The sequence below is a fragment of the Pseudomonas sp. 6D_7.1_Bac1 genome (assembly GCF_025465945.1).
In the GTDB taxonomy this organism is placed as follows: Bacteria; Pseudomonadota; Gammaproteobacteria; order Pseudomonadales; family Pseudomonadaceae; genus Aquipseudomonas.
On the sequence record NZ_JANLNW010000075.1, the window covers coordinates 109,283 to 122,394 of the forward strand.

Here is a 13,112-nt window from a genome sequence, read left to right on the forward strand (position 1 = left end):
GTTTTCTTCGTCTGGGAATCTGCTTAAACAGCAACCCGCTCATCGTGCAGATACGGTGCGATATTGCGCATCCCGCGCTGAACGTATTCTTCTTTTTCCCCTACCGGCGCAACGTAGTGAAGTGCGCTCTCTGCCGCTTCGACGCCCTCCAGACGGGCAATGATCCAGGCAGCAAGATAGGACGACGCGAGGCATCCGCCTGCGGTAGCGATATTGCCTTTGGCGAAAAAGGCTTGGTCAAGGACATCGATGCCAGCCGCCTGAACCCATGGTTTGGTCGTCAGATCCGTGCAGGCCGGTACCCCCTCCAGCAAGCCAAGCTTTGCCAACACTAGCGTGCCCGAACATTGCGCGCCCAAGAGCTGCCTCGTGGGATCAAGCTGCAACTGCGCCATAAGGGCGGTGTCAGCGACGACTTCGCGAGTTCGCATGCCACTTCCGACAATGACCGCATCGGCTTCGCTCGCCTCGCGAAGCGTTGCCCGGGATTCGATCACGAGCCCATTCATCGAGCGAATACGGGTCGTTGGACTGGCGATCGATACTCGCCATCCCGGCTTCTTGACGCGGTTAAGAACGCCGAGCGCGATCAGGGAGTCGAGTTCGTTGAAACCTTCAAAGGTGAGAATCGCGATATGCATGGTGGGGTCATCCCGCAAATTTGGCTGGCATCCGCCTGAAGGAGGCGGTTGTGCAGACGCAGGCTATGGCGAATAATTAGTACAATCAAATTATTGTAATGGATACATCTTCCATGGCTCGTTCCCGGTATAAATCGTTGGTGGACGCGTTCGCTGCCGACATTCGCGCAGGACGTCTATCACCTGGAACGCGCCTGCCCACACACCGAGAACTGGCGACCAACGAAGGGCTCGCATTGGCCACGGCTACACGTGTCTATGCGGAGCTTGAAGCCATGGGTCTGGTCAGCGGCGAAGCCGGGAGAGGTACGTTTGTCCGGGAGACTTCGTTACCACCCGGGTTAGGCATCGACCAGCATGCGGTCGCTTCGGGAGTTCTGGACCTTAACTTCAACTACCCCTCTCTACCGGGCCAGGCAGAACTGCTGCGTGGCGCTTTACGCCAACTGGCGTCTTCGGGCGATCTGGAAGCGTTACTCCGCTATCAGCCCCACGGGGGACGAAAGCATGAGCGAGCGTCGGTCGCTCGGCATCTCCACTGCAGAGGCTTGAGCATCGGTGAGGAGCAAGTACTGATCGTCAGTGGGGCTCAACACGGGTTGGCGGTGACCGTCATGGGGCTGCTTCGCCCGGGCGATGTCGTCGCGACGGACGCCTTGACCTATCCCGGTTTCAAAGTCCTTGCCGATACCCAGCGCCTGGAGTTGGCCCCCATCCCGTCGGCGGGTTACGAACCTGATCTGGATGCCTTGGCTCGACTGTGCAAGAGCCGAAGAGTACGCGCCGTGTACACCATGCCAACCTTGCACAATCCACTGGGGTGGGTCACCAGCGAGAACTGGAGGCAGCGCCTGGTGACCATCGCCCGCGAGCATGACTTGCTGATCATTGAGGACGCCGCCTATGCGTTCCTCGCAGAGGATGTACCTGCCCCCTTGGCAGCGCTTGCACCGGAAAGAACCGTGTACGTGACAGGCCTCTCGAAAAGTGTGGCCACCGGGCTGCGCGTCGGATTTGTCGCCGCTCCCTCCCGATGGGTACCCGCTATCGAGAGGAGCATCAGAGCCACCATTTGGAACACCCCTGGCGTGATGACTGCAATCGCGTGTAACTGGCTCGACGATGGCACGGTCAGTCGCCTGGAGGACGAAAAGCGCCAGGATGCCGCGAACCGACAGTCGATGGCCAAGGCCACGTTGACCGACCTGCAGTACATAGGCCATCCCACTTCATATTTTCTCTGGCTTCCTTTAGGCGAAGAGGTGCGAGCTGACCAGGTGGCGACGGCGCTCATGCGCGAGCATGTTTCGGTTTCGACTGCGCAGCCCTATGCGACTTCCGTCTACGTTCCTCACGCGATCAGGCTCGCGCTCGGCTCTCTGGAACTGGATGCCCTTCAAGTCGCCCTCAACACGGTGAAGCGTGTTGTTGATGCTCACTCTTATTGAACCGAACGCTGGATCAGTAGTGCACAATCAGGCGACTGAAAAAGAGCCTGCGCCATGTTGATCGACGAAGAATTGTCCCTGAAAAAACTTGAGGTATTCCTCGCCTATATGCGTACCGGCAACCTCGCACGGGCAGCGGCGGAATTACAAACAAGCAATGTCAGCGTGCATCGCGCCATTCACTCGCTGGAAAGTGCACTGCGCTGTCCGCTGTTCAAGCATGAAGGGCGCAACCTGACGCCACTGGAAAGTGCCTATGTGCTTGAAGAGCGGGCGCAGAAGCTGATTCAGGATGTGCTGGAGACCGTACGTTTGACCCGCGAAGCCGCAGGCTTCTCGGCCGAACGCTTCAAGCTCGGCTCGCTGTATTCACTCACGGTGAAAACCGTGCCGCAACTGATCATGGGCTTGAAGATTCGCCGCAGCGAGCTGAATATCGACCTGATCCTCGGCTCGAACATCGACTTGCTGTACAAGCTCAAGAACATGGAAGTCGACGCGATCCTGGTGTCCCTGGACGACAGCGTCAACGACCCGGACTGCGAGCAAATCCCGCTGTTTTCCGACGACATCTTTCTCGCCACGCCTGCCGATTCACCCTTCGCTCAGCGCACTGAAGTCGATCTTGCCGAGGTCCGCGATGCAACCTTCATTACCCTGACCCAGGGCTTCGCGACCCATCAGGACAGCATTCGGGTGTTCAAGAAGGCAGGGTTCGAGCCGAAGGTGGCGATGCAGGTCAACGACATCTTCACCCTGCTGAGCATGGTCAGCTCCGGGGTCGGCTATGCCTTGCTGCCGGGGCGGATTGCGGCAGTATACGAAAACCGGGTGAAGCTGATCCCGTTGCAGGAACGCTATCGGTTGCAGCAGCACATTGGGGTGGTGTTTCTGAAGGCCAAGGAGCGTGATCCGAATCTGCTGGCATTGCTGGCGGAGTGTCGGATGTATGCCCATCGGCAGATCTGAAACCGCGTCGCACCCTTCGCGAGCAAGCCCGCTCCCACATGAGAACGCATTCCAATGTGGGAGCGAGCCTGCTCGCGATGGCTTCAGAGCAGGCAAATCAAATCCTGAACCTAGCCGACAATCCCGCGAACAATGAAATACAACAACGAAGGCCCAAGCAAACAGCCCAACCCGGTATGAAAGGTCGCCGTCAGCGCGCCATAAGGCACCAACCGCCGATCCGTCGCCGCGAGGCCCGCCGTCACACCGCTGACGGTGCCGGCCAACCCACCGAAGACCATCGCTGAGCGCGGGTTATCAAGCCCCATCCAGCGCGCGGCCATCGGCGTGCAGACCATCACCAGAATGGCCTTGATCAAACCGGTGGCAATCGACAGCGCGACCACATCGGAACTGGCGCCAATCGCCGCGCCAGTCACTGGGCCAACGATGTAGGTCACCGCCCCGGCGCCAATGGTGGTTATGCTCACTGCATCGCGATAACCGAATGCCCAGGCGATGCACGCCCCGACAATAAACGGCAGCACGGTCCCCAGCAGCAGCGCGAGTGCGCCAATAAAACCGGCCTTGCGCGCTTCGGTGGCCTGCACCTCGAAGGCCGTGGCGACGATCGCAAAGTCGCGCAGCATGGCACCGCCCATCAGCCCAATGCCGGAAAACACCGCGACGTCCGCCAGACCTTTCTGCCCACCGGTGAGCGTGCCACCGACCCAGGCCAGCACCAATCCGATGACGATGGCAATCGCCGAGCCATGAATCCGTCCGAACGTCAGGCGTTTGGAGAGCACGACGGAGATCCACATGATCACGCCGACGAAGGCGAACGCAGTGACCAGATCGTTATGTTTCAGACCCGCTTCCATGAGACTCCACATATCAGCGACCTCCTGCTGGAGCCGTGGTCGGCAGGCTTTCGACCGGTTCGTCCGGCAACGGCTCACCTTTGTGGGTCCGGCTGATCAAGGCGATGGTGCAGCCGCAGGTCACTACCGAACCGATGGCGGCCAGCACGGCCACCGGCCCACCGTGCAAGGCGGCGACGACGTTCTGTTGCGCGGCCATGGCCACCACCACTGGAATGTACATTGCGCCCCAGAAGCCGACGCCCAGCTCGCATTCCTTGGTCATGCCGCCGCGCTTGTGCGTCCACAACTTCGCGAAAATCAGCAGGATCATTGCAATACCGACCCCGCCGACGTTGGACTGGACGCCCAACAACACACCGAGCATGTCACCCATGAACACCCCTGCCAGCGTACAGATCGCCAACAGCGCCACACCGTAAATAATCATTGTTGTCGTCCTCAAAGTGCATCATCGAAGTTATTGTTTTTGTCCTTCGCAGCCTGAGCGGTGTCTAGGGTCTGTTGACGCTTGGTGACGACCGCGACGGAGACCCATTTGGCGCAGGGCAAGGCGCGAGGAACGCAGTTTGGTTGTTCCCAATAAGTTCCGAGCAACGCCGCCCTGCGCCAAATGGGTCCCGTCCCTTCGGGTTGCGCGCCAACGTGCGCGAGGCTGCGTTGCGGGATTTGCCAAGGGAACAACCATTAGCGGCAGCCCGCGCCTTGCCTCGCACACGTTGGCATCGCAACGCGGTTCGTCACCAAGCGTCAACAGACCCTAGGGTTGGCGGCTTCCCTCCTCACGCAACAGCGCTTGCAACGTATCCTGGCGCGCACCCTCGAAAGCGATGACCGTGCCTTGTTCGAACACCCGTCGCGCCAATCCTGTGAGCACCGCACCGGGCGGCAGTTCGATGTGCAAGCGCACGCCACGCTCGTAGGCACTTTGTACGGTGCCGCGCCAGTCCACGACCCGGCACATGTTGAACGCCAGGTCATCGCGCAACGCCTCGACCGAACGGATCGGCCGGGCGCGGCTGCCACTCAAGTAGCCGATTGTCGGTAGCCGCAACGGCACTTTGGCAAACGCCTCGGCCAGCGCCTGCGCGGGTTCGTCAAGCAGCGGGCAATGGGACGGCACGCTGACCGCCAGCCGTTTGGCCAACCCCGCGCCATGTGCTCGGGCCAACTCGGCGACGGCATCCATCGCAGCAAAGCTGCCGGCGATCACCAGTTGGTTATCGGCATTGATGTTGGCCAGGTACACCGGCGTCTCGCTGCTGTGAACGTGCACCAGCAAACCTTCCACCGTCGCCAGGTCCAGACCGATGATCGCGGTCATGCCGTAGCCCTGGGGCCAGGCCTGTTGCATCAACTCCCCCCGCAGACTGACCAGCTGCAGCGCATCGCTGAAGCGCAACGCACCCGCCACCACCGCCGCCGGGTAGGCGCCGATGGACAGCCCGGCGACGTAGTCCACTGTCGGTCCGTGCTGCAACAACAAACGCGCTGCAGCGACCCCTGCGATCAACAGGCACAGCTGAACCGCTCGGGTTGATTTCAGCGCCTGGGCAGAATCGAGCTGCAAAACATCCTCGCCCAGCAGCTCGCTCGCCTCGATCACGCTCGCCTCGGGCAAACGATGGAGCATGCCCGGTTGCTGCGCGCCCTGGCCAGGGAACACCAGCAGGCTGCTCATGCGGTTTGCTCCTGTGGATGCCAAGGGTCGAGCACCAACCGTGCTTCACGGGCGTTTTTGAGCAACACCCGCTTTGCCGGACCGGCCCATTCGCGCAAGGCAACCGCGCCCAGCGGTGTTTGCAATTGCATGTCCACCGGGCACGCAACGGCGTCCAGCCTCTTCAGCAGTTCCTGTGCCTGAGCTCGACCCATGGGTTGCGGCGTGCGCAGGATTAAGTCGAGATCGCTGCGCTCGTGCAAAGCCGTCACACCGCAGGCCAACTCAAACCCGGCGCTGCCACTGACGCCCCAGACCCAACCGCAGTCATCGAGCATCGGCCGCAGTTGCGCCAGGGCCTGCAAGGCCGGCAGGTCGCGATAGACGTCGACATGGCAAAGGTCTTCCGGCCGTACCCGGCGCTGGATCGCCTCGACCGCCATCAGCGTTGGAAAACGCTGCTCGCGCAACGGTCCACGTACGCCCACTGCAATCTGATCCGCAGCACTCAAGGCGCGTCGAACCACGACCGGCTGACCGTCGCTGATGACCTCGACCACCCAGCTCGGCGCGTCCGCCGGCAGCTGCTCCGGGGTCAGCCCCCAGAGCAGGTCATGGGCCAGAAACTCGTTCACCATTGCTCACGCAGCAGCTGGCGAACCTTGCTCGACGCGGTACGGTTGGTCGCGCCCAGACGGGAGCTCAAATCAGCCCCGCTGGCTGCGACGTCGCCGATGGCGTGGAGCAGACAGTCACTGACCCGAGACCGATCGCTCGCGGTCGGCTGCTCGATCTGCTCCACCGTCAAGGTTTCCCAGAGCAGCCCGAGGCTGGCATAGCTGTCGATGTCATAGGCCATCGGCGGCACGCTGGCGGCCAGGGCTTCGAGTTCTTCGACACTGCGCAGGGTGACCCGCGCGGCCGACACCTTGCCCATGGCGTGAACCATCACCCCGGGGTCACGCAAGGCAATCAGCCGGTTGGCCTGATAACCGTGGGCCAGAAACGCCCCGGACATTGCCTTGCCCACCAGCAAACCGATCACCGCATGCCCGGCCAGTCGTGCGCGGGCATAACTGTCCGCAGCAGCGGCCAGGGCCTGATGAATGCCCAGGGCTTCTTCGCGGCGGCCGTACGCCTGGCTCGGCACATCGATAATGGCGATCAAGGCACGCTTCTGCGGTTTAGCGCGATCCGCTTCAATCACTTCATCCACCGCTTTGGCCAGACCCCAACCCTCCAGCAAACCGACTTCGCCGTTACGGGCGCGAACAAAGCGGTTCTGCGGATCGGCCACCACCGCGATAAACCGCACGGATTGCTGACCCAGCATGCCGTCGGCCACTTTCAACGAAGCGGGCAATCCGTCGACGACGGTGGAGCCGGCACTCAAGGCTTGAAACCAGTGCAAACCTCTCAGGGAAAAACCGCTCATGAGTGCGCTCCTTGATACAGATCGCGAACCGTCGCCGGCTCGATTTGTGGCGCGGCGTCCAGACGGGCGAGGCGTTGCAGAAACAGATCCGCCTGACGGCTGCGTTGTTCAGCGGGCAGCCCTTGTTGCAGCAGTTCGCCGACTTGTTGCTGAATCTGCGCCACGTCGTCGGCCACATACCGATCCACCAGCCCGCTGGCGAACCGTTGCTCGCCGCCGGTCAGGCTCCAGATGAAAGGACGGTCGCGCGAGTCGTATTCCTCGATCCCGGCTTCCTGTTCGATCACTTGCGGGCCATTGAGGCCCAGCCGCGCTTCGCGGGTCACCAGCAGATAACTGCACAACCCGGCGGCAATCGACATGCCGCCGAAACAACCGACGCTGCCGGCCACCACACCGACCACAGGCTGGTACTGGCGCAGATCGACAATCGCCGCGTGAATATCGGCAATCGCTGCCAGCCCGAGGTTGGCTTCCTGCAAACGCACACCACCGGTTTCCAGCAACAGCACGGCGCGGGTGGCGATACCCTTGCGGTTGTCCTCGGCAGCCAGTTCCAGCGCGCCGGCAATTTTCGCCCCGCCGACCTCCCCCAGGCTGCCGCCCTGAAATGCGCCTTCGATGGCGGCGACCACCACCGGCAAACCGCTGATGCTACCCTTGGCGATCACCACACCGTCATCGGCTTGCGGCACCACGCCCTGGCGAGACAGCCATGGCGACATGACCCGCTGAAACGGGTCGAGCAATTCACGAAAGGTCCCGGCGTCGAGCAAGGCCTTGGCCCGTTGCCGAGCGCCGAGTTCGACGAAGCTGCGTTTGTTGAGCAGCGCTGCGTGGTCACTCATGGCCGATCTCCTCGAAGCCCTGCTCCAGACGCAGGCGCACCACGCCCGGCGTGGCCCCGAAATCATGAATATCAATCGCCAGTGCCGGCGGCGTCTGGCCGTCGAACATCCGTGCAAACAAATGCTGCCAGCGCTGTTGGCTGCCATTGACCGACGTCTGCACCTGGATCGTCAGCGTGCCGGCCTGCCCCGGTTCGAGCAGTACTTCCAGATCGCCCGAGCCGACACAGCCGACCAGCGCCCTGCCCCGCGCCGGCTGCCCGGCGGGGAATTCAAAGGATAAGGTTTCCATCAGAAAGCTCCCTGGATGACGCCGTCGCAGGATGAGATGCGGTCGATAAACAGACAGGCTGCGAGCAAATCCGCAGCGCCGCCGGGCGAGGCATTCAACGCAATTAATTGTTGGTCCAGCTCATGCAGCCGACGGCGACCGGCCAGGCTGGCACTGCCGCCCGCCTCTAACACCGCCTTGGCGCCGCGTTGCATCGTTTGCAACCCCTGCTCGCCTGCACGGTAGAGCACGCAGGTATCGGCGAGCGTGGTCATGATCGCCAGCAACGCATCGAGCCGGGCGTTCTGCTCACCGCTGCCCGCGGCGCGGCTGCGTTGGAGTTGCGGCAGGCCGAATTGCATCACCGCCGGAAAGCCCAGTTGTGCTTCTTCCCGGGCACCACGAGCGCCATAACGTTGTGCCACTTGGGCGCCGTGACTGAACAGACGCGGCGCATCACGATCCTCGAGTAACGCCAGACGTGCGGCGCGCACAGTGACCGCGCTGGCGCCACTGGATTTAGGTTCCAGCGCGGCAGCGGCGACCAACAGGCCCAAGGCCCAGATGGCGCCACGATGGGTATTCACGCCGTGGGTGGTCGCGAGCATCGCTTGCTCGCCCTCGCGGCCGATCCGCCCAAGGGCTTCGCGCAGCGGCAGACCGACTTCGCCAAATTCGATGGCCGCTTCAGCCATGTCCTTGAAGGCCGGCCACAGCGACAGCGCTGAAGCGTGCATCAGCCCCAAGTGCAAATCGCTGTGAGCACCATTGCCACGGCGGTCCACCAGTGCCGGTTTGGGCGACAGGTCGGCTTCGTCGATCAACGCTTCCACGGCCAAGTCCGCCAGCCATTCGGCCAGGGATACGTTTTTCGGTTGCAGGTTGAATGCGTGCATTACCAGCTCCTGAACTTGGCGGGCGGGTTGTACAAGCCACCCGACCACTCCACCAGGTCGGCGACGCTTTTGGCGGCAAGCAGTTCACGGGTAGCGTCGGTACGGCGGATGCCGAGGTCTTCGGGCAACGCGATCAACCCTTCACGGCGCATGCGCGCAGTGTCTTTGGGGTTATGGCGCAGGCCGATGGCGGTGACCCCGGCCACCGCAGCAATCATTGCCTGGCGTTCTTCCAGGGAACGCGCCTTGTACAGATAGGCGATGCCTTCTTCGGTGAGCAGGTGAGTGACGTCATCACCGTAGATCATGATCGGCGCCAGGGGCATGCCGCTTTTCTTCGCCACCTCAACTGCATCGAGGGTTTCAACAAAGGTCGGTTTACCGCCCTCCTGGAAGGTCTCGACCATCTGCACCACGAGTTTCTTGCCACGTTCGAGCAAGGCTTCGGGGGCATCGCCGTGGCGCATGTCGAGCCAGGCCGGAGTGCCATGGCGGCGACCCCGCGGGTCGTGGCCCATATTCGGCGCGCCGCCGAAACCGGCCAGGCGTCCACGGGTCACGGTGGAAGAATGGCCGTCGCCATCCACCTGCAAGGTCGCGCCGATAAACAGGTCCACCGCGTACTGCCCGGCCAGTTGGCAGAACATTCGATTGGACCGCAGGGAACCGTCGCGGCCGGTGAAAAACACGTCCGGGCGGGCGGCGATGTAGTTCTCCATCCCCAGCTCGGTGCCGAAGCAGTGCACGCTTTCGACCCAGCCACTTTCGATAGCCGGGATCAGGGTCGGGTGAGGATTGAGGGTCCAGTTGCGGCAGATCTTGCCCTTGAGCCCAAGCGATTCGCCGTAGGTGGGCAGAATCAATTCGATGGCCGCGGTGTTGAAACCGATGCCATGGTTGAGGGACTGGACGTTGTGCTTTTCGTAGATCCCACGGATCGCCATCATCGCCATCAGCACATGCACGGGCTTGATATGCCGGGGGTCGCGGGTGAACAACGGTTCGATGTAGAACGGTTTATCGGCCACCACCACGAAATCCACCCAGGACGCGGGAATGTCCACGCGGGGCAGCTCGCTGACGTCGTCCACCAACTGGTTGACCTGGACGATCACAATGCCGTCGCTGAAGGCTGCCGGCTCGATCAGCGCCGGGGTGTCTTCGGTGCTCGGCCCGGTGTAGATATTGCCGGCACGGTCGGCCATGAAACCGGCCGAGAGCACCACGTTGGGAATCAGGTCCACCACCAGTCGGGCGTAAAGTTCGATGTAAGTGTGGATCGCGCCGATTTCCAGCAAACCATCTTCAAGCAACTGGCTGATGCGCAAGCTCTGGGTGCCGGCGAAGGAGAAGTCCAGCTTGCGGGCGATGCCACGTTCGAACAGGTCCAGGTGCTCCGAACGACCGACGCTGGGCATGATCATGTGCAGGTCATGCAGCCTGGCCGGATCGGCCTTGGCCAGGGCGCGGGAAAGAAAGTCCGCCTGCTTCTGGTTGTTACCCTCCAGCACCACACGGTCGCCGGGCAGAATCAAGGCTTCCAGTGCCGCGACGATCTTGTCGGTGGGCAACACCACACCATCGGCGAGACCCCGCACCAGCTCGAGGCGCCGCTGCTTCTCGCTGCGTCGCCGCGTCCAGCGCGAGTCGGGGGATATTGTTGTTGTCATGCTCACTCCACGGGTTCGCTTTCGTGGAGTTACCTTAGGAGCTAATGGGGGAGGCATCAATCAAGATGAACGAAGAACTGTTACGATCAGGGTAATGTTTCTCCCGGCTTTCATGGGACGATCAATCTGCTCAATCCTTTGCACCGTGGGTCAAACGCTAAACTCGCGTCCCAACTCGGTCGTTAGCCACTGGATAAACCACTCCACATCCGCCGACAGTTCAGCCGACGGCGTCAGCACGCGGTAGCTTTCCAGCTTCACCTGATCCTCAAGCGCACGCACCAGGGTGCCGGCCTTGAGTTCCTCACGCACCAGCACTTCATTCGCCAGCGCGATGCCTTGCCCGCTTTCGGCCACCGACAACGCGTGGTCGTTGTTGACGTACAACACGTCCGAGTGGAGGTGAACATCCAGGCCGTTAGCGGCGAACCACATGTTCCACCACTCGCCGTCGTCGAAGTGAATCAGGTTGTGCTTCAACAGATCAGTGAGACAGGTGATCGGTTCGATGCTGGCCAGGTAGCCCGGCGTACAGATCGCAAACACCTGCGGACAGATCAGCGTGGCCCGGGAATGGGCGTACTGCCCATCGAGGCCATAGACGATCCCCAGGTCAGCGGTCTTGCCGTCCACATCGGTGAACGTCGAATTGGGTTCGATGGCGAACTTCAATCCGGGGCGAAGACGCCGCGCGGCTTCCAGCCTCGGTGTCAACCAGCGTTTGGCGAACCCCGGCACGACCATGATTCGCAACCATCGTTCGGAGTCCCTCGGTTGCAGCTCCCTCCCCGCCTCGATGATCAGCTGTAACGCTGAAGCGATCTTGCGGTGGTACTTCTCGCCGGCAAGGGTCAGGGTGACGCCACGCGAGGTGCGCTCAAACAGCTGGGTTCCCAGCCACTCCTCCAGCAGTTTCACATGTCGGCCAATGGCTGGCTGAGTCACGTGCAGGGCCTTCGAGGCTTCGACATAGCTGCCCAAACGGGCAGCTGCATCAAAGGCACGTACCGCGTTCAACGGCGGCAAACGGTGGTCAGGCATGGCTTGGGACGCCTTCTGCTATTAAATTATTTAACAACTGCTATGTTAAAATTGAAGTTTCGCCCCCGCAACCCCTCACTGATAATCAGCTCACAACAGAACAACAAGAGTCTCCAAAGAGCCCGACGAAGCGGCTCGCTGCACACCTGAACAGATCTCGATCCTGCCCAAAAAAATAATATCCATGGCCTGACGGCACAGCTGACTACAGCGTATCGGCACAGGCGATGGGGGAATCGGAGGTAACGCATGAATGCCCTGCATTCGCTGCAAACGCTGGCTGTGTCTATCCGCGCTGTACGCAAAGTCTACGGTGATCCTCATAGCGGTCCGGTGGCGCTGAAAAGCATCGACCTGGACATCCGTGACAACGAGTTCTTCACCCTCCTCGGCCCTTCGGGCTGCGGTAAAACCACGCTCCTGCGGATGATCGCCGGGTTCGAATTTCCGACCCAGGGCGAGATCCTGCTCTATGGCGAAAACATTGCTGACCGCCCGCCATTCCAGCGTCCGGTCAATACGGTTTTCCAGCACTACGCACTGTTTCCACACATGACCATTGCCGAGAACCTGGCGTTCGGCCTTGAGTCCCATCCGATGGGCAAGGTCTTGAGCAAGGTGAAGATCGCCGAACGGGTACGCGAGATGCTCGCCCTGGTGCAGATGGAACGCTTCGCCACGCGTCGCCCGACACAGCTGTCCGGCGGCCAGCAACAGCGGGTCGCCCTGGCCCGGGCCTTGGCACCGCATCCCAAAGTGCTGCTGCTCGACGAGCCGCTCTCGGCACTGGACCTCAAACTGCGCCAGGCCATGCGTGAAGAGCTGAAGGCGATCCAGGCCAAGACCGGTATCACCTTCATCTTCGTCACCCACGATCAGGAAGAAGCCCTGACCATGTCCGACCGCATCGCCGTACTGTCCGATGGCGAGGTGCAGCAGGTCGGCCGCCCGGAGGATATCTACGAGCGTCCGCGCAATCGCTTTGTCGCGGACTTCATCGGCGAGACCAACTTCATCGCAGGCACGGTGACCCAAGTGGAAGCCGGTCTGGCCTGGTTCGCCGGGCCTGCCGGTCACCCGCTCCCCGCTCAACCCTGCAGCGACGTAGCGGTGGGTGCAACGGTGGCGCTCTCGGTGCGTCCCGAGCGCCTGCATCTGTTGCCAGCCAGCACGGCCGGTGCCTTGCCGTGCCGGATCGATGCGCAAATCTACCTCGGCACCGACCTGCAATATCAGGTCAGCCTGAGTGACGGTTCGCGTCTTACGGTGCGCACGCCCAACAGCGTCGACCAGAGTCTGCGCTTCGCTGTCGGCAGCCAGGCCGGTCTGCTGTTCGACCGTGGTAGCGCCAGTGTCCTGCTGGATTGAGC

The 13,112-nt window shown here is 61.8% G+C and carries 14 protein-coding genes; 3 read left to right on the plus strand and 11 right to left on the minus strand.

From position 1 onward, the window contains the following. Positions 1 to 23: 23 nt before the first annotated feature. On the minus strand, positions 24 to 641 hold the full coding sequence (locus NTD87_RS22915) for a DJ-1/PfpI family protein (RefSeq protein ID WP_262116477.1): 618 nt from the start codon (positions 639 to 641) through the stop codon (positions 24 to 26). Positions 642 to 754: 113 nt separating this feature from the next. On the opposite strand from NTD87_RS22915, the gene NTD87_RS22920 reads away from it, so the two are divergent. Further along, on the plus strand, positions 755 to 2,089 hold the full coding sequence (locus NTD87_RS22920; RefSeq protein ID WP_262116478.1) for a PLP-dependent aminotransferase family protein: 1,335 nt from the start codon (positions 755 to 757) through the stop codon (positions 2,087 to 2,089). A 54-nt stretch (positions 2,090 to 2,143) separates the two neighbouring features. After that, a complete protein-coding gene (locus tag NTD87_RS22925) occupies positions 2,144 to 3,058 on the plus strand; it encodes a LysR substrate-binding domain-containing protein (protein WP_262116479.1) in 915 nt (304 codons plus the stop codon). A gap of 110 nt (positions 3,059 to 3,168) precedes the next feature. Here NTD87_RS22925 and madM read toward each other — a convergent pair whose 3' ends face one another. The 10 genes from madM to NTD87_RS22975 form a co-directional block, all read right to left on the minus strand. Beyond that, the gene (madM, locus tag NTD87_RS22930; protein WP_262116480.1) at positions 3,169 to 3,933 is read right to left on the minus strand and encodes a malonate transporter subunit MadM; all 765 of its coding nucleotides are present in this window, start codon (positions 3,931 to 3,933) and stop codon (positions 3,169 to 3,171) included. Position 3,934: 1 nt separating this feature from the next. Continuing rightward, entirely contained in the window at positions 3,935 to 4,351 is a 417-nt protein-coding gene (gene madL / locus NTD87_RS22935; RefSeq protein WP_262116481.1) for a malonate transporter subunit MadL, read from the minus strand. A 330-nt stretch (positions 4,352 to 4,681) separates the two neighbouring features. Next, positions 4,682 to 5,602, minus strand: a complete 921-nt coding sequence (gene mdcH / locus NTD87_RS22940) for a malonate decarboxylase subunit epsilon (protein ID WP_262116482.1) — start codon at positions 5,600 to 5,602, stop codon at positions 4,682 to 4,684. Next, positions 5,599 to 6,219, minus strand: coding sequence for a malonate decarboxylase holo-ACP synthase (locus NTD87_RS22945; protein WP_262116483.1), 621 nt, complete (start codon positions 6,217 to 6,219; stop codon positions 5,599 to 5,601). The genes mdcH and NTD87_RS22945 overlap by 4 nt, the downstream gene beginning before the upstream one ends. Further along, the gene (gene mdcE / locus NTD87_RS22950; RefSeq protein ID WP_262116484.1) at positions 6,213 to 7,016 is read right to left on the minus strand and encodes a biotin-independent malonate decarboxylase subunit gamma; all 804 of its coding nucleotides are present in this window, start codon (positions 7,014 to 7,016) and stop codon (positions 6,213 to 6,215) included. Before mdcE ends, NTD87_RS22945 begins: the two co-directional genes overlap by 7 nt. Beyond that, positions 7,013 to 7,864, minus strand: coding sequence for a biotin-independent malonate decarboxylase subunit beta (locus tag NTD87_RS22955; RefSeq protein ID WP_262116485.1), 852 nt, complete (start codon positions 7,862 to 7,864; stop codon positions 7,013 to 7,015). The genes mdcE and NTD87_RS22955 overlap by 4 nt, the downstream gene beginning before the upstream one ends. Next, positions 7,857 to 8,156 (minus strand): malonate decarboxylase subunit delta, encoded by a 300-nt coding sequence (locus tag NTD87_RS22960; protein ID WP_262116486.1) that lies wholly within the window; start codon positions 8,154 to 8,156, stop codon positions 7,857 to 7,859. The genes NTD87_RS22955 and NTD87_RS22960 overlap by 8 nt, the downstream gene beginning before the upstream one ends. Further along, positions 8,156 to 9,031: a triphosphoribosyl-dephospho-CoA synthase gene (locus NTD87_RS22965; protein WP_262116487.1), complete on the minus strand. Its 876-nt coding sequence runs from the start codon at positions 9,029 to 9,031 to the stop codon at positions 8,156 to 8,158. Before NTD87_RS22965 ends, NTD87_RS22960 begins: the two co-directional genes overlap by 1 nt. Continuing rightward, entirely contained in the window at positions 9,031 to 10,701 is a 1,671-nt protein-coding gene (gene mdcA / locus NTD87_RS22970) for a malonate decarboxylase subunit alpha (protein ID WP_262116488.1), read from the minus strand. The genes NTD87_RS22965 and mdcA overlap by 1 nt, the downstream gene beginning before the upstream one ends. A gap of 150 nt (positions 10,702 to 10,851) precedes the next feature. After that, positions 10,852 to 11,742 carry a LysR substrate-binding domain-containing protein gene (locus NTD87_RS22975; RefSeq protein ID WP_262116489.1) on the minus strand — a complete coding sequence of 297 codons (891 nt, stop codon included), beginning with the start codon at positions 11,740 to 11,742 and terminating at the stop codon, positions 10,852 to 10,854. Between the two features lie 249 nt (positions 11,743 to 11,991). Here NTD87_RS22975 and NTD87_RS22980 point away from each other — a divergent pair, with 249 nt between their 5' ends. After that, a complete protein-coding gene (locus NTD87_RS22980) occupies positions 11,992 to 13,110 on the plus strand; it encodes an ABC transporter ATP-binding protein (RefSeq protein ID WP_262116490.1) in 1,119 nt (372 codons plus the stop codon). The last annotated feature ends 2 nt before the right edge of the window (positions 13,111 to 13,112 follow it).

Bases quoted from the DNA above. Each gene is read 5' to 3' on its own strand.
- NTD87_RS22915 (WP_262116477.1), bottom strand. From the start codon at position 641: ATGCATATCGCGATTCTCACCTTTGAAGGTTTCAACGAACTCGACTCC.
- NTD87_RS22920 (WP_262116478.1), top strand. From the start codon at position 755: ATGGCTCGTTCCCGGTATAAATCGTTGGTGGACGCGTTCGCTGCCGAC.
- NTD87_RS22925 (WP_262116479.1), top strand. From the start codon at position 2,144: ATGTTGATCGACGAAGAATTGTCCCTGAAAAAACTTGAGGTATTCCTC.
- madM (WP_262116480.1), bottom strand. From the start codon at position 3,933: ATGTGGAGTCTCATGGAAGCGGGTCTGAAACATAACGATCTGGTCACT.
- madL (WP_262116481.1), bottom strand. From the start codon at position 4,351: ATGATTATTTACGGTGTGGCGCTGTTGGCGATCTGTACGCTGGCAGGG.
- mdcH (WP_262116482.1), bottom strand. From the start codon at position 5,602: ATGAGCAGCCTGCTGGTGTTCCCTGGCCAGGGCGCGCAGCAACCGGGC.
- NTD87_RS22945 (WP_262116483.1), bottom strand. From the start codon at position 6,219: ATGGTGAACGAGTTTCTGGCCCATGACCTGCTCTGGGGGCTGACCCCG.
- mdcE (WP_262116484.1), bottom strand. From the start codon at position 7,016: ATGAGCGGTTTTTCCCTGAGAGGTTTGCACTGGTTTCAAGCCTTGAGT.
- NTD87_RS22955 (WP_262116485.1), bottom strand. From the start codon at position 7,864: ATGAGTGACCACGCAGCGCTGCTCAACAAACGCAGCTTCGTCGAACTC.
- NTD87_RS22960 (WP_262116486.1), bottom strand. From the start codon at position 8,156: ATGGAAACCTTATCCTTTGAATTCCCCGCCGGGCAGCCGGCGCGGGGC.
- NTD87_RS22965 (WP_262116487.1), bottom strand. From the start codon at position 9,031: ATGCACGCATTCAACCTGCAACCGAAAAACGTATCCCTGGCCGAATGG.
- mdcA (WP_262116488.1), bottom strand. From the start codon at position 10,701: ATGACAACAACAATATCCCCCGACTCGCGCTGGACGCGGCGACGCAGC.
- NTD87_RS22975 (WP_262116489.1), bottom strand. From the start codon at position 11,742: ATGCCTGACCACCGTTTGCCGCCGTTGAACGCGGTACGTGCCTTTGAT.
- NTD87_RS22980 (WP_262116490.1), top strand. From the start codon at position 11,992: ATGAATGCCCTGCATTCGCTGCAAACGCTGGCTGTGTCTATCCGCGCT.